The sequence below is a fragment of the Citrobacter sp. wls706 genome, assembly GCF_005281305.1.
Lineage (GTDB): Bacteria > Pseudomonadota > Gammaproteobacteria > Enterobacterales > Enterobacteriaceae > Citrobacter > Citrobacter werkmanii.
On record NZ_SZXG01000030.1, the window covers coordinates 365,860 to 380,959 of the forward strand.

The window sequence follows — 15,100 nt, forward strand, 5'->3', positions numbered from 1 at the left end:
AGTAACATCAAGAGAGCGATGTCATCAGATCTCCCACGGAGCTTTCTGTTTTGTTGACAAAGATTGAGTATCTTCTTTGACCGTGTTTAACAGTTCAGCCTTCAGAATTTCGAGATTGTGGATGGCTGAGTGGTAATCACCTGCAACGAGGATATCCAGCACGGTATCAATGCGTTCGGCCAGACGCTGAGCGTCGATATCAGACATGATCATCATCCAAAGGGCAAATAGAGTTTGAATTTCATGATGCAGAATTTCATGGCAAAAGAGAAGGGAAAAATAGTATTAACCTGAATGATTGAAGAATATTATATATTCTGTGATTACATACAGATAGGAACATCACGAATTGTCCATTTATGGCTATTTTCCTCGATTAATCTTTCTGCATTATCGCGTATTTTTGTTCAGGTGTCGTCGATACCATCGTTCAAACGCCGCTGCAGGCATGGGCTTGGCGAATAAAAATCCCTGACGCTCATTGACGCCATTCTTGGTCAGAAACGCATCCTCTTTTGCACTTTCAACGCCTTCGGCGATGACCTGTAGGTTGAGCGCCTGCGCAACCGCGACAATGGCCCGCACCAGCGACTGCGAAATAGGTTGCTTGTGCACATCTCTGACAAAGGTTTGATCCAGTTTTATGGCATCAAGCGGGAAGCGGGCCAGTTGAGACAGCGACGAATAGCCGGTGCCAAAATCATCCAAATGGATTTGTGCCCCCAACTGGCTAAATTGCTGAATGACGGATAGCGCCAACTGCTCATTTTCAATCAAACTGCTTTCCGTTAATTCAACATCGATGGGGCAGTATTCAAAGTTGAGATCGTGAAGCACCTGCTTGAGAGCGGTAAAAAGCGTCTGGTCGGCGAGCTGGCGCGCAGACACGTTTACCGCCACGCGTAGATTTATTCCCTTGGCACGCCATTTTGCCACCTGGCGCACAACGTCCAGAATAACCCATCGGCCGAGTGGAACAATGAGCCCTGATTCTTCGGCGTAAGAGATAAACTCTAACGGCGGTATGAGGCCACGTTCCGGGGACTGCCAACGAACTAAAGCCTCAAGACTCCGTACTTCACCGCGCCAGGTTATCTTGGGCTGATAGTGGATAACCAGTTGATCGTTTTCCAGCGCCTTACGCAGATTGGTATCCAGCCACAGATATTCAAAAACCCGCTGATTCATTTCCGGAGAGAAGACGCAAAACTGACCACGACCGCCTTCTTTTGCCGTATACATGGCCGTATCCGCGTTACGGATGACGCTCTCGCCATCCTGTCCATGCTGTGGTGCGAGAGAAATACCGATTGAACATCCGGTATAGACCTCTATTAGTCCAATGCGAAAAGGTTGACGCAGGCGCGTCAGAATACGCGATGCCGTAGCCTCCAGCGCGCCCTGAGACGTTTCGGTGGCAAGGACAATAAATTCATCACCGCCAAATCTTGCCAGTAGTTGGTTGTCGTCGAGGCAACTGAGGATTGCCAGCGATACACTCTGTAACAGCTGATCGCCAAACATATGTCCGTAGGCATCATTAACTTTTTTAAAGTTATCTAAATCGAGATATACAATCCCGACCTGGGTTTCACCCGCGTTTTCGATGGCGTTGCTGATCAGCTCGTGAATTGCGTTGCGATTCGGTAAACCGGTGATGGAGTCGGTATTTGCCAACACCCGTAGACGTTCCTGCGCGCGGCGCTCTTCAGTGATATCGGTACCGGAACAGATCAGAAATATTTCGTTCTTACCGCTACCGTTATGCACAAACTTATTGCGGAACAGAAACAGACGCTGGCCTTTGCAGGTTTTAACCCAACGTTCGACCTCATAAGAATTACCATCGCGAAAAAACACCTCAATGTTGCGTCTTGAGGCTGCGGCTTCGCGCCGGCTCATAAATAGCGTGAAAACGCTTTGGCCAATCACTTCACGCTCTTTGAGACCGGTGTACTCTTCGCACAGGCGATTAAAGCGCTGGATGTTGCCCATACGGTCAAGAATGACAATGACGGCGTTAGCTTCAGAAACAACCTGCTCAGCGAAGGAGAGGCCGTGAGCCAGGTCGCGCGCGACGGAAGGGGTGTCATCCCAGGCGGATGCGCTACCGGCCCATTCGCGCTTATTGATTTTCCTGCCGACCAGATGGACGGGAATGTCGTCATCTTCAATGGGGAGTGTCATCAACAGGCTCGACGTAATCACAGTCATTTCACGAATGCGGTCGGCTTGCTCAACTGACAATTCGACGGTCTGATCGGCTGCTGACGCTTCGTCGATAGAGAAATGCAGGATGTTGCAATCCTCTGACAGGCGCCAGTAGGGGTTATGAGTGCCCACATAGCTATACAACGTAACCCGCTCCCGGACGTCTTTCATGATGTGTACTATCCCGCTTAAAGCGCATAGAGCCTCAAAAGTATAGGTAGCCATGATTCATACAGGGTGATTATGGCTGAACGTATTGTTTTATTTATATATTGATATGTAATCCAGAATCTAAAAAAAGCAAAGCTAGCGGAACTGAAAATAGTAAAAAAATAAATTAGACCGGATGAAAGAAGTGTAGTGCGTGGTGGAGATTTGGGAGAGAAAAGAAAACGACCTTTCACAAGAAGAGAAAGGCCGTTAGCTTCATCGATGTTACGCGGCTGGACGAGCGATAACGCTGCGGGTTTCCATCCGCACTTCAGCAATGGTGACATCAATCACATCTGTGACTTTGTAAACCACTTCACCTTTGATTTGTACGGTACCGCTTTCCTGGCTGCATACCAGTTCGTCACGAACAGCATGCAGGAACGGGGCTGGAATAAATGCGACTGCACCATTATCCACTAAACGCACTCGCATACCGCCGCGGCTGACGTCAACGATCTCGGCAGCGAAGCGGGCGTCGGTGCCTGCTTTGTCGCTCAGGAAGCGGGCGTATAACCAGTCACCCACATCGCGTTCGGCCATGCGGTTCAGGCGACGACGTTCGGCCATTTGCAGGGTCGTATCATCCTGCGGACGGGCAATCGTTTCGCCTTTGATGACCGCCTTAAGCAGACGGTGGTTGATCATGTCGCCATACTTACGAATAGGAGAGGTCCAGGTGGCATAGGCTTCCAGACCCAGCCCAAAGTGCGGACCTGGCTCGGTACTGATTTCAGCATACGACTGGAACCGGCGAATACGGCTATCGAGGAAACCGGAAGGCTGCGCATCCAGTTCGCGGCGCAGTTTGCAGAAGCCTTCCAGCGTCAGAACCTCTTCGGCATCTACGTGCATACCATGGGTTTTCAGCAGCGCAGCCAGTGCGTCGGCGTTTGCCGGATCAAATCCCATATGGACGTTATAAATGCCGAAGCCCAGCGTGTCGCGAAGTACGCGTGCAGCACAAATATTTGCCGCAATCATTGACTCTTCCACGATACGGTTAGCTATGCGACGCGGTTCCGCCACAATATCCAGCACTTCGCCTTTTTCACCGAGGACAAAACGGTAATCCGGACGATCTTTAAATACCAACGCGTGGTTGTGACGCCATTCACCACGGCTCAGACAAATACGATGCAGTAGACGGATTTGTTCAGCAATTGCGTCATTTTCAGGCTGCCAGTCGCCGGTGCCTTCCAGCCAGTCAGAGACGTTATCATAGGCCAGCTTCGCTTTAGACTCGATAGTCGCTGCAAAGAAGGTGATGTTATCCTCAATCGTACCGTCGGCGGTAATGCTCATACGGCAAGCCAGAACCGGGCGCACTTCGTTAGCGCGCAGAGAGCACAGATCGTCAGACAGCTCACGTGGCAGCATCGGGATATTGAACCCCGGAAGATAGTTGGTAAAGGCACGAATTCTCGCCGTTTTATCCAGTTTGCTGCCTTCTGCAATCCAGGCGGTAGGATCGGCAATAGCGACGGTTAACTGTAGCGTGCCATCGGCCAGTTCTTCGGCATACAGCGCATCGTCCATATCTTCGGTGCTGGCGCTGTCGATGGTGACGAAATTGAGGGCGGTCAAGTCCTGACGCACCAGACCTTCGTCCAGCATTTCAGTCGCTACGCCGTCCGGGGCTTCTTTTTCGAGATTATGGCGCGCCAGCGTGACCCACCACGGGACAAAGTGATCGTCCGCAAAGGTGATAAATTGGGTTAATTCAGCGTAGAAGGTGCGATCGCCTTTTAGCGGATGGCGGCGCATTTCTGCCACGGCCCAGTCACCTTCTTTAAATTCATGTTCAACGCCACGGGCGGCGCGACAAGGGATCGCATCTTTCAGTAACGGATGATCCGGCACAATCGACAGACGGTCATTTTTACCCTGAATTTTACCCACGAAGCGCGTCAGGAAGGGTTCGATAAGTTCTTCCGGCTCCGCAGACTCACGATCTTTTTCCGTATGGATCACCGCAACAATACGGTCCCCATGCATGACTTTTTTCATCTGCGGCGGTGGAATAAAATAGCTTTTTTGTGCATCGACTTCCAGGAAGCCAAAGCCTTTTTCCGTGGCTTTTACCACCCCTTCAGCACGCGGCGTCTGGGAATGTAGTTGCTGTTTAAGCTGCGCTAGCAGCGGGTTGTCCTGAAGCATAATTGTCTATTTTCGTGGCTAAAAGAGCGGCTGACAGTTTTACGCGATTCTGCCAGTTGCAGCAAGCGCTCTTTAAGTAAGTGGATCGGTTAATACGTCTCGCCCAGCGCGATTTTCAAGCGATTTAACCATCCGCATAATCCACTCCAGGCCAGCAGGTTAATCGCCTGTTCTGAAGAGATACCCTGATCGAACAACGGTGTTAACAGTGCGGCGCTAAAGCGGTCGGGCGCTCGGGTAAGCCATTGTACCGCCTGCAGGGTGACGCGCTCAACCGGATGTCGTTGTTCCCAGCGCTGCAATTCACGTTCATCCTGACGAAGGACAGTGATGATGTCAGTTAATTCATGTGCGGTATGCGCGTGTTCATTAAAGCAGGCCACGCTGCCGTTAATGCGTGATGTCATCAGTGTCGTCAGAGAAAATGCCCGCGCCGGCTTATCGCTGCGTTGTATGCTGGAAATCAGTGAACTGAGTACATCTAATACGTCAGGTGAATGTGTTAGCAAGGGGAGCAGCGCGTGCAGTTCGTTGGGGTAACCCGCTATTGGTTTAACGGAGGCATACTGTTTTTCGAGCGATAATGGCGCAGGGTGCCAGATTGAGTTTGCGGCGCTAAATGGCGAAGCGTGCGCGAATTGCTGTATATCCAGACCCGGTATTCGACGTACCGGGTGGGCGCACCAGGCCTGAAGTAATGCGACTACCCGCGCCTGAAAACCAACAAAGCCGATGATTTGATTCATCAGTATGTTATCGCAGGTGGTCAGCCCGACCGCATCAAGGTGCTGACGATCACGCTCGCCGATCACGGCAGGTGAACTGGCGAGCTGGCGCGCATATTGGGTGATTTGCGCCAGTCGGTGATTACTTTCACGAGACGAATCAGGACCCGGTAGCGGCGTTAAACGTGCGGCATAGTGATTACACAATCGCTGCACACCATACACCTGAGCGACGGTCAGGGCGGTACTCATCCGTTCATAGGCGCTGAACGTATGCATCCGATCCAGTACGACATGAGCAGGGAAAAGAAGTTGGGCAAGTTTACGGGCAGGGGTTAACCAGGATTGAAAGGGTAAAAGTACGTCATGAGATATCGCCAGGTCCAGTAAAAAGCTGTCGTCAACATGAGCGGCCTCCGGCACCAGCGGCAGAACATCTTGCGGATACGTGCTGGATTGCGTCTCATGATACCAGTGGCTTTTGCCTACAATTCGGCGTTGTTCCATGGGCGTTCCTTGGTCTAAAAGTGGCGACCCGGACACGTCGTCATACACCTGCGCCGGATCGTTTGCGCTGCAATATCCTGACGTAAGCCGATGGGGGGATGAAAGATTGTTACGTGATAATAAATATCGGAAAAGTATATATGGCGCTGGGCAGTAGCGGAGGCGGTGAAAATCATGGGCGACGGTAGGCCGCCCATAGAGGACTAAACGATTATTTCAGATCCAGCTCGTTCATCGCTGCAATGCTGAAGCCACCATCAACGTGAACGACTTCACCAGAGATGCCGGCAGACAGATCGGAGCACAGGAATGCTGCGGAATTGCCCACATCTTCAATCGTCACGGTGCGGCGAATCGGCGTCACCGCTTCACAATGCGCCAGCATTTTACGGAAATCTTTAATGCCGGAAGCGGCAAGAGTGCGGATAGGACCTGCGGAAATGGCGTTCACTCGTACACCTTCAGGACCCATTGCGTTAGCCATGTAACGGACGTTTGCCTCCAGAGAGGCTTTTGCCAGACCCATCACGTTGTAGTTAGGGATCGCGCGTTCTGCGCCCAGGTAGGATAGCGTCAGTAGCGCAGAGCCTGGGTTCAGCATAGAGCGGCAAGCTTTTGCCATCGCAACAAAGCTGTAAGCGCTGATGTCATGAGCAATTTTAAAACCTTCGCGGGTGACCGCATTCACATAGTCGCCATCCAACTGGTCAGCAGGCGCGAAACCGATGGAATGCACGAATCCGTCGAATTTCGGCCAGGACTGGCTCAGTTCAGCGAACATCGCATCGATGCTGGCGTCTTCGGCAACATCACATTGTAGTACGATGCTGGACCCCAGTTGAGCGGCAAATTCTTCCACACGGCCTTTTAGTTTGTCGTTCTGGTAGGTGAACGCCAGCTCAGCGCCTTCGCGATGCATGGCCTGAGCGATTCCCCAGGCAATGGACAATTTACTGGCAAGACCCGTCACCAGAATACGCTTACCGGAAAGAAAACCCATAGCTTTAATCCTTATGATCAGTGCTTCTTCGTAGCAATCAATGCGTGATGATTGCCATCTCAAAAACGCGCGAAATTGGTCTGAAATTATATCCTACTCATTGTTCCTTTTTGAATGGTTATCAACCCTAAATGACTCTTGCCATTCATTGCAAATGGCGAGGATATTACTTCCCCTGGTTGTGCCTTGCCCGACCCGTATTCCATTGAAGACAATGAGAAAATACAAGGATTTAAAGGCATTAAAATGGTATTATTAAGGCGCTAGCTGATGTTAATAAACATAGCAAGGTAAGAACTTTCTTAAAACAAAAAACATGCATATATTCAGATTGTTATGATATATTGTTTTTATCGATCAATATCGATACATTGATCGATATTATTGATTGATTGTGATTAAAAGTGCATTATCAGGAAGTTATGATCAATTGGAGTGGTCTTATGCACTATCATTTCATCGCGGAACCGATGAGAGACACAACAAATAAGTTGCTGGGTGTGGAGATGATCGCCCGGTTTGCTGCAGATACGGTTCGCCCATTGCATGCAGATATCATCGTTTCAGCGTGGGATAGCGAACAAAAGCGTAATTTCATGCTCAAGCAAATTCAATTAATTGCCGAAAAGCGTGATTGGTTTGAGAGCAACAATCTGCTCTGCACCCTTCATCTTATTGATGAAATGGCGCTTCTGGCGATAGGTGATCCGGTCATCAAGTCGGCCCTACACGCAATGCCCTTTATTGCACTGGAGCTGTCAGAGCGTTTTCTGTCGAGTACGATTTGCCTGAATAATCTGCTGATTAATTCACTCTGTGATGGCCCAAACGCGCTATGGCTGGGCGATCTCGGCTCCGGTAACGTCGGGGCAACTCCACTGGTTTGCGGTCATTTTGACGTGGTTAAATTGGATCGCGGTTTTTTCCTTGAACAGGTAGAAAAGCCGATGTTTCCGGTGCTTATCAAAAACATTCGGGAATATTGCGATCGCATTGCGGTGGAGGGGGTCGAAACATCACGACTTATCAATGACGTCAGCGCCGCAGGTGTCTGGGCGATACAGGGGAGCGTTTTTCCGTCAGTCGTGTTTAACGAGGTTGAGACTCTGCTCTTACCCGGTGTTTGTCACTGATGGCGTAATTGCCCTCCGGCTACGGAGGGCTGCGGCTTTATTAGCGATCTTTCCGCCAGGCGTCCGCGGTAAGCGCCTCGCCAAAATGCCCTGCAATCAGACGACGAGTCAGCTCATGTAGTGGGGAGGCCAGAACATCCGCGGTACTGCCGCGCTCAACAACTTCCCCCTTATGCATGACTAATACTTGATCGCTAATGTGCTTCATCATGCCGATATGCTGAGTCACATAGATATATGAAATCCCCTGTTTTTCCTGTAATTCCAGCATCAAATTGATGAGCTGCGAACGCATCGACATGTCGAGAGAGGCAAGGGCTTCGTCGGCGATAATCACTTTAGGTCGCAAAATGAGCGCGCGGGCAAGCCCCAGGCGCTGTTTTTGCCCCGGCGCTAACATATGCGGGTAATAGCTCACATGGTCAGGCAGCAGGCCGACCATGCGCATCGTTTCTATTATCTGTTTGCGACGCTGTTCAGGTTCCAGGTCGGTGTTCAGACGCAGCGGGAAATCGAGGATCTGTGAAATACGCTGACGAGGGTTAAGCGATGTTGACGGATCCTGAAAAATCATGCGGATCCGCTGACTACGGAATGAGTAATCACCATACTTTAGCGGGTGATCGTCAATCAGCAGTTCACCGCTGGTGGGTTCAATCATGCCAGCTAACATCTTTGCCAGCGTGGACTTACCGGAACCATTCTCGCCAATGACGGCGAGCGTCTGACGTTCGCGCAGGGTAAAGCTGAGTGGTTTAACGGCCTCAACGGTCTGTCGGCGAAATAAACCCGTCCGGTAGCGAAAGGTTTTGCTCAGATTGCGAACTTCGAGCAGGGTTTCTACCATCTCACTCTCTCTCCATATTCAGCGGGAAATGACAGGCGTAGAGATGATTCTTTGCTCCGGTCAGTCGTGGGGTTTCAATACATTCACGTTGAGCATAAGGGCAGCGCGGCCCCAGACGGCAGCCGATGGGTAATTGTTCCAGCAATGGAATCGCTCCTGGCATGGTATTCAAACGACTTTTATGCGGCATGGCGCTACCAAAATCAGGAATGGCGCGGATCAACGCCTGCGTATAAGGATGATGTGGAATCGTCACCAGATCTTTACTGGGCGCGGTTTCCACCGTTTGTCCGCAGTACATTACGTTGATTTTGTCTGCCCACTGGCTGAGCATTTGCAGGTCATGGCTGATCAACAAAATGGTGGTATTGCTATTTTGGTTCAGCCGGGTCAGCAGGCGAAATATTTGCGCCTGGGTCGTTGGCTCCATCGCGTTCGTCGGCTCATCAGCAATCAGCAAGCGCGGCTGATTAGCCAGTGCGATAGCGATCATTACCTTCTGACACTCGCCGTCGGTCAGTTCATACGGGAAGCTGCGCATGGCATCTTTATGGTCTTTTATCCCGACGCGGTGCAAAAGCTCAATCGCCCGGCGTTTACGCCAGCCGATGCGCTGCCACCAGCGGCCCTTGTAGGTCCAGGCTGGAATATTTTGCATCAGCTGTCGTCCAATACGCTCGGACGGATCAAGACACGATTGCGGTTCCTGAAAGATCATGGAAACGTTATGACCGACCAGCTTGCGTCGTTCACGCGCGGAAAGGCGCAGGAGATCGATATCATCAAAGCGCATACGGTCGGCGGTTACGCGCCAGTTATCTTTAGCGACGCCGCAAATGGCCTTGGCGATCAGGCTCTTGCCGGAGCCAGACTCGCCAACCAGTCCGCGGATTTCACCCTCATTGAGGGTCATGCTGACGCGGTCAACTGCTTTTACCCAGTCGTCACCGGTTCTGAATTCAATGGTCAGGTTGCGAATATCGAGTAATGGCATTATTCCACCCCCGCAATAATTGCGCGGCGCACGCCATCACCCAGCAGGTTAACCAACAGCACGCTTATCATGATCGCCGCCCCTGGCAGCATGACAGTCCACGGTGCGACATAAATCAGTTCCAGCGCGTCGCCGAGCATGGCTCCCCATTCCGGTGATGGCAATTGTGCGCCCAGGTCGAGAAAACCCAGCGCGGCGATATCCAGAATCGCCATCGACAGCGCACGGGTAATTTCAGTGATAAGCCCGGCGGTAATATTGGGCAGAACGGCGAACCACAGGATATTGAGCGTGGTTGCGCCATCAAGGCGAGCGGCAATGACATACTCTTTTTCCAGTTCGTCATGCACCATGCTGTAGACGGAACGAACCATCCGCGGCAGCAGCGCCAGCCAGACGGCAAACATCGCGTGAGTCAGATGCGGACCGGCAAAAGCCACCACAATAATCGCCAACAACAGTGAAGGGATCGACAGCAGGGTGTCCAGAATGTGATTGAGCACCGCGGAACGCAAACCGTGTGTTGCCCCGGCAACCACGCCAAGCAATAAACCACACAGCGTGGCGGCAAGGGTGACGACAAACGCGCCGCCCACGGTTGGGGCCGCACCGCTGAGCAGGCGGCTTAAAACATCACGCCCCAGATCATCAGTCCCGAGGAAGAAAGAGACTTCGCCATAGCGCGACCATGACGGTGGCAAAAGCTGGTAGCCGAGAAACTGTTGGTCGATGCCATAAGGCGCGAACCAACCACCAAAAATACACAGAATCGCCAGTCCCGCACAGCCATACAGGCCGATCATTGCGGTTGCATCGCCGTAAAAATTGCGCCATGCGGTGCGCAGCGTACCAGGCGGGCGCTTTTCGCTGTAGACGCTATCGTAAGGCATACCATTCCTTATGTTTCAGAGGGTTAGCCATAGCACCCAAAATATCAGAGATGACGTTAACAATGATAACCAATGAGCCTATTATCATCACACCCGCCGAAATAGCCGCGTAATCTTGCTGGCGAATCGCGTTAATCAGCCAACGGCCAAGACCTGGCCAGCTAAAGACCATCTCGGTGATCATCGCCAGCGTCAGCATGGTGGAAAACTGTAAACCCAGGCGCGGGATAACCGGTGGAAGTGCGTTGTGCAGTACGTGACGGCGTAAAATCGTTAACCGTGACAGACCACGAGTAGCCGCCGCTTTAACATAGTTTTGATCAAAGACCTCAATGGTGCTGATACGCATCAGACGAATAACTTCCGTCGTCGGTGCCACGGAGAGCGTTAATACCGGAAGCACCATATGACGGATCGCACTGACCAGCATTTCATCGCGCCAGGGCGAGTCGGTGATCCACGCATCAATAATGGCAAATCCGGTAACGGGCTTAACTTCGTAGAGCAGATCAAAACGCCCGGAAACGGGCAGCCAGCCGAGGGTCAGTGAGAAGAGCAACGTCAGCAGCAGCGCCAGCCAAAAAACCGGAATAGAAAAGCCCATCAGAGCCAATGCGCTGATGCAACGGTCCTGCCATTTATTACGTGTTATGCCCGCTAACATGCCTATCGGGATCCCGACCATCAGTGCAAAACCAAAGGCCAGAATGCACAGCTCCATCGTCGCCGGAAACACCTCTTTGAGTTGTTCTGAGATTAACTGGCCGTTAATACTGGACACACCAAAATCCCAGTGAATCAGGCCATTGAACCAGAATACCCAGGCGTTCCACAGCGATGCGCCCTGTAACGGCGCATGAGGTGTGAAGTAGCTCAGGCTGAACCCAATAAAAGTCAGGAAGAACAGGGTGACCAGCAGTAATAAAAATCGGCGCAGGGTGAAGATAATCATGGTTTTTTCACCTCTTCAGCCTTTTCCCTGGAAACCCCGGCAAAAGAAGCGTTGCCGAATGGACTGAGCACCAGCCCTTTGATGTCATAGCGGTAAGCCTGCAAACGGAGCGAAGAGGCCAGCGGCAGGATCGGCAACTCGCGTGCGAGAATATTTTGTGCTTCGTCGTAGGCATCAATCCGCGAGGAGAGTTGTTGCGAAGAGAGGGCTTTGCGCAAAATGCTGTCAAACTCCGGATTGCACCAGTGGGCAAAGTTGGTCTGTGAGTTAATGGCGGCACAACTGAGCATCGGTCGGAAAAAACTGTCAGGATCGTTACTGTCAGTTGCCCAACCGGACAACGTCAGATCATGATTCATATCCATTAATCGCGCCTCCTGAAAACGACCCTCTACCGGGATGATCTTCACTTTCACACCCACCTGAGCCATATCAGCCTGAATCAGCTCCGCGGTTTTCAGGGGACTGGGGTTCCAGGCCTGAGAGCTGGTGGGGACCCAAAGTTGTAACGTCAGGTTTTCCAACCCCAGCGCTTTTAGCTGCTCGCGCGATTTTTCCGGATTGTACTCGGTAATTTTAGCTTCGTTGTCATAAGCCCACGAGGCGCGAGGCAAAATAGATGCCGCGGTTTCCGCCGTACCGTAGTAAATAGATTGCATTAACCGTTGGTTGTTAATAGCCAGCGCTAACGCATGTCGTACGGCAGGATTGTTCAACGGCGGTTTATCCGTGTTGAACGCCAGATAGGCGATATTCATCCCCGGACGCAGCGTCAGACGCAGTCGAGGATCATCACGCAATATGCTGAGCTGGCTGGCAGCGGGCCAGGCCAGGACATCGCACTCGCCGGTCAGTAATTTCGATAAACGTCCGGTTCCGCCAGAGCCGAGATCCACCACGACCTGCGGCATCAAGGGGGTACCACGCCAGAATTTTTCATGCCGTTGTAGGCGAATATATTGGCCTGCACGATTTTCTGAAAGTTGGTACGGTCCAGTGCCGACGGGTTGTCTGTCGAGTAATTCCTGGCGATCCTGTTTTGCTAATTTGGCAGCATATTCAGCCGACATCACAGAGGCATAATGTGTGGCAAGGTGCCACAAGAAAGAAGCGTCGGGTTGATTTAAGCGAAATTCAACGGTGTTGTTGTCCAGCTTGCGCACGCTTTGGACGTTATCGGCGAACTGCAGGCTGTCAAAATAAGGAAAACTGCTGCCATTGACATTGTGCCACGGATGCTGGCGATCAAAGATGCGCTCGAAGGTAAATACCACATCGTCCGCATTCAGTTTGCGGGTGGGCGTGAACCAGGCTGTCTTTTGAAACGGAACATCGCGACGTAAATGAAAGCGGTAGGTTGCGCCGTTATCCATGACTTCCCAGCTTTCAGCCAGTTCTGGCACCAGGCGATAGGTATAGGGATCGACATCAAGTAGTCGGTCATACAATTGGGCCGCTAATGTGTCTACGATGAGACCGCTGCTCGCTTTTTGTGGATTGAACGTATTGACCTGCCCACTAACGCAATAGACAAAGCCACTGTCACGAATATCAGCGTACGGGGCCTGCTCAGGCGCAGCTACAGCCTGACCACTCAGAAATCCAGCCATCACGATCAGAGATGATAAAACCAGGCGCATAATTTTAAAGGGTTATATATAAAGAAGCTATCTTACTAATACTTAATGACATTTGCCATTACCGTTTGTGTTTGGGGCTGCAGGGGTGATGACCGCGAATTCAACATCGTCAGTTGGTCAAAATTCATACCTGCTATCCACTTTGCATATACTCTATTAGCTATCTTAGCATTTTCATGGCCCCTCTGACTCGCTTAAACGCCGGATTCACTGGGAGAGAGATTATGTGAGGTGTCTGACGGGAAAAATGAATCTGTTGAATGGAAGGGGGCGTCCAGAGAATCAGCGGAAAAGTAACAAGAATGAGGCCGGGAAGAGTGAATATCTTCCCGGATGTCGAATTACTTCTGGATTTTATTAACGCGTACCACCGGCGGTTGCATTTTAGCGTCAAGGCTACCGTTAATCCTGATCATTTGATCGGGTTTTACCGTTCGGCCATCAAAGACGGCAAGCGGGATTAGCGTATTGATAGTGCCGGTTTTGTCCCGGAAGATAAACTTATCTCCTCCTTGAGCCTCAATGAGATTACCTCGTAAAGAGATGGTCGCACCGTCATGCATGGTTTTAGCTTGTTGGACGGTCATGATTCTTGCATCTTCAGTGCCACGATACCCTTCATCCAGTGCGTGCGCAGGTGGCGGGGCGGTATCTTTTTTTAATCCGCCATTATCATCGGCAAACGCTGTGGGCAATAAAAAACAACACAGTAAGGGGGCGAGAGATATTTTCATAGAGCCTCCATTAAAATTGATTTGACTTATTAAGTTTTGTAGCTATTTATTAATTTGGCGAGTGGGATAAGTCTCAAATTGTAATTTTTCAATAAAACAACGGCTTGGTGTTATATAAGCGAGGCGGGGAGATGAACAGAGAGAAAGCCCATTTGCAAGGCGTAAAAGAGAGCCAGCGTTTTCTGAATTTTGAATCTGGCTTTCACAAGATTGGTTTTATCTGTTTGCTCTGCATTGTTTTACTTGCTATGGAGGGATCGTTTTCCAAGGGATATTTAAGTGAGGTAACGAGAAAAAATAGCTTAAAGACAACAGAGTTACAATACGAAAGGTTTGGGCGTTTGCAAACGGAATTTAAAATTAACATCTCTGCACAAAAGTATGATTCTGTGAACAAGACGTTGCGCATTGGCGGCGATTTCAACAAATTTTATGAGATGGAAAATATTTGGCCGCAGCCAGACAGCATGTACAGCAAGGGTAATGATCTTTACCTTGTCTACAATGATTCTGAAGCAACGCAGGACTTTACTATCTGGCTGCAGGTTACGCCCGTGAAGCCAGGAAGTGTAATGAGTTTTCTCCAGCTAAATGGCGAACCTGAAATCCGCTTCAGACAATTTATTTATCCCTAGGAGGTGAGTATGGAGATGGTCTTCCGGGCATTAGCCATTTACCTTATTTTGCTGGTAGTTTTCAAAATTGCAGGTCGCCGGGCATTGTTACAAATGACCAGCTTCGATCTGATTTTATTACTGATTATCAGTGAAGCAACTCAACAAGCCTTATTGGGTAATGATTTTTCGCTAACCGGCGCCATGATCACGATTGTCACACTGGTTACTATTGATATTCTGTTTGGTTTCATTAAGAAAAAGGTAGGTGGGGCAGAATCCGTGCTGGATGGCTCTCCGGTTATCCTGCTTGATCACGGGATACCTTTGTTGGATAAAATGAAGAAAGTGGATGTTTCTCTTGACGATATATTAGTCGCTGCACGACAAAATCAGGGGATTACCGAATCCAGTAAAATCAAGTATGCCATTCTGGAACGTAACGGACATATTTCTGTCATTCCTGAAGAGAATTAGCGAGGC

At 50.5% G+C, this 15,100-nt stretch carries 14 protein-coding genes; 3 read left to right on the top strand and 11 right to left on the bottom strand.

The window, feature by feature from the left end:
* Positions 1–24: 24 nt before the first annotated feature.
* From FDW92_RS09685 to fabI, 5 genes are all read right to left on the bottom strand, one after another.
* Positions 25–207 carry a hypothetical protein gene (locus tag FDW92_RS09685; RefSeq protein ID WP_042308514.1) on the bottom strand — a complete coding sequence of 61 codons (183 nt, stop codon included), beginning with the start codon at positions 205–207 and terminating at the stop codon, positions 25–27.
* Positions 208–390: 183 nt separating this feature from the next.
* Positions 391–2,382, bottom strand: coding sequence for a cyclic di-GMP phosphodiesterase (gene pdeR, locus FDW92_RS09695; RefSeq protein WP_042308093.1), 1,992 nt, complete (start codon positions 2,380–2,382; stop codon positions 391–393).
* Between the two features lie 264 nt (positions 2,383–2,646).
* A complete protein-coding gene (locus tag FDW92_RS09705; protein WP_042308094.1) occupies positions 2,647–4,581 on the bottom strand; it encodes an exoribonuclease II in 1,935 nt (644 codons plus the stop codon).
* A gap of 89 nt (positions 4,582–4,670) precedes the next feature.
* Entirely contained in the window at positions 4,671–5,813 is a 1,143-nt protein-coding gene (locus FDW92_RS09710) for a carboxymuconolactone decarboxylase family protein (RefSeq protein WP_042308095.1), read from the bottom strand.
* A gap of 211 nt (positions 5,814–6,024) precedes the next feature.
* The gene (gene fabI, locus FDW92_RS09715; protein ID WP_042308097.1) at positions 6,025–6,813 is read right to left on the bottom strand and encodes an enoyl-ACP reductase FabI; all 789 of its coding nucleotides are present in this window, start codon (positions 6,811–6,813) and stop codon (positions 6,025–6,027) included.
* A 443-nt stretch (positions 6,814–7,256) separates the two neighbouring features.
* On the opposite strand from fabI, the gene FDW92_RS09720 reads away from it, so the two are divergent.
* On the top strand, positions 7,257–7,946 hold the full coding sequence (locus tag FDW92_RS09720; protein WP_042308099.1) for an EAL domain-containing protein: 690 nt from the start codon (positions 7,257–7,259) through the stop codon (positions 7,944–7,946).
* Between the two features lie 40 nt (positions 7,947–7,986).
* Here the strand turns inward: FDW92_RS09720 and sapF are convergent, their stop codons facing one another.
* The 6 genes from sapF to FDW92_RS09750 form a co-directional block, all read right to left on the bottom strand.
* The gene (sapF, locus tag FDW92_RS09725) at positions 7,987–8,793 is read right to left on the bottom strand and encodes a peptide ABC transporter ATP-binding protein SapF (RefSeq protein ID WP_042308101.1); all 807 of its coding nucleotides are present in this window, start codon (positions 8,791–8,793) and stop codon (positions 7,987–7,989) included.
* 1 nt (position 8,794) lies between these two features.
* Positions 8,795–9,787 (bottom strand): peptide ABC transporter ATP-binding protein SapD, encoded by a 993-nt coding sequence (gene sapD / locus FDW92_RS09730; RefSeq protein WP_003020556.1) that lies wholly within the window; start codon positions 9,785–9,787, stop codon positions 8,795–8,797.
* Entirely contained in the window at positions 9,787–10,677 is an 891-nt protein-coding gene (gene sapC / locus FDW92_RS09735; protein WP_016156640.1) for a peptide ABC transporter permease SapC, read from the bottom strand. Before sapC ends, sapD begins: the two co-directional genes overlap by 1 nt.
* The gene (sapB, locus tag FDW92_RS09740) at positions 10,664–11,629 is read right to left on the bottom strand and encodes a peptide ABC transporter permease SapB (protein WP_042308105.1); all 966 of its coding nucleotides are present in this window, start codon (positions 11,627–11,629) and stop codon (positions 10,664–10,666) included. The genes sapC and sapB overlap by 14 nt, the downstream gene beginning before the upstream one ends.
* A complete protein-coding gene (gene sapA / locus FDW92_RS09745; RefSeq protein WP_042308107.1) occupies positions 11,626–13,269 on the bottom strand; it encodes an ABC transporter substrate-binding protein SapA in 1,644 nt (547 codons plus the stop codon). Before sapA ends, sapB begins: the two co-directional genes overlap by 4 nt.
* Positions 13,270–13,610: 341 nt before the next feature.
* Positions 13,611–14,003 carry a YdeI family stress tolerance OB fold protein gene (locus FDW92_RS09750; protein ID WP_042308109.1) on the bottom strand — a complete coding sequence of 131 codons (393 nt, stop codon included), beginning with the start codon at positions 14,001–14,003 and terminating at the stop codon, positions 13,611–13,613.
* 131 nt (positions 14,004–14,134) lie between these two features.
* On the opposite strand from FDW92_RS09750, the gene FDW92_RS09755 reads away from it, so the two are divergent.
* Together FDW92_RS09755 and FDW92_RS09760 are read left to right on the top strand one after the other, a co-directional pair.
* Positions 14,135–14,638 carry a hypothetical protein gene (locus tag FDW92_RS09755; RefSeq protein WP_042308111.1) on the top strand — a complete coding sequence of 168 codons (504 nt, stop codon included), beginning with the start codon at positions 14,135–14,137 and terminating at the stop codon, positions 14,636–14,638.
* Between the two features lie 9 nt (positions 14,639–14,647).
* Entirely contained in the window at positions 14,648–15,094 is a 447-nt protein-coding gene (locus tag FDW92_RS09760; RefSeq protein WP_038640925.1) for a YetF domain-containing protein, read from the top strand.
* The last annotated feature ends 6 nt before the right edge of the window (positions 15,095–15,100 follow it).

Excerpts from the sequence above, each read along its gene's own strand:
- FDW92_RS09705 (WP_042308094.1), bottom strand. The coding sequence starts at position 4,581 with ATGCTTCAGGACAACCCGCTGCTAGCGCAGCTTAAACAGCAACTACAT.
- FDW92_RS09755 (WP_042308111.1), top strand. The coding sequence starts at position 14,135 with ATGAACAGAGAGAAAGCCCATTTGCAAGGCGTAAAAGAGAGCCAGCGT.
- fabI (WP_042308097.1), bottom strand. The coding sequence starts at position 6,813 with ATGGGTTTTCTTTCCGGTAAGCGTATTCTGGTGACGGGTCTTGCCAGT.
- sapC (WP_016156640.1), bottom strand. The coding sequence starts at position 10,677 with ATGCCTTACGATAGCGTCTACAGCGAAAAGCGCCCGCCTGGTACGCTG.
- FDW92_RS09720 (WP_042308099.1), top strand. The coding sequence starts at position 7,257 with ATGCACTATCATTTCATCGCGGAACCGATGAGAGACACAACAAATAAG.
- FDW92_RS09760 (WP_038640925.1), top strand. The coding sequence starts at position 14,648 with ATGGAGATGGTCTTCCGGGCATTAGCCATTTACCTTATTTTGCTGGTA.
- FDW92_RS09710 (WP_042308095.1), bottom strand. The coding sequence starts at position 5,813 with ATGGAACAACGCCGAATTGTAGGCAAAAGCCACTGGTATCATGAGACG.
- FDW92_RS09685 (WP_042308514.1), bottom strand. The coding sequence starts at position 207 with ATGTCTGATATCGACGCTCAGCGTCTGGCCGAACGCATTGATACCGTG.
- sapB (WP_042308105.1), bottom strand. The coding sequence starts at position 11,629 with ATGATTATCTTCACCCTGCGCCGATTTTTATTACTGCTGGTCACCCTG.
- sapF (WP_042308101.1), bottom strand. The coding sequence starts at position 8,793 with ATGGTAGAAACCCTGCTCGAAGTTCGCAATCTGAGCAAAACCTTTCGC.
- FDW92_RS09750 (WP_042308109.1), bottom strand. The coding sequence starts at position 14,003 with ATGAAAATATCTCTCGCCCCCTTACTGTGTTGTTTTTTATTGCCCACA.
- pdeR (WP_042308093.1), bottom strand. The coding sequence starts at position 2,382 with ATGAAAGACGTCCGGGAGCGGGTTACGTTGTATAGCTATGTGGGCACT.
- sapA (WP_042308107.1), bottom strand. The coding sequence starts at position 13,269 with ATGCGCCTGGTTTTATCATCTCTGATCGTGATGGCTGGATTTCTGAGT.
- sapD (WP_003020556.1), bottom strand. The coding sequence starts at position 9,787 with ATGCCATTACTCGATATTCGCAACCTGACCATTGAATTCAGAACCGGT.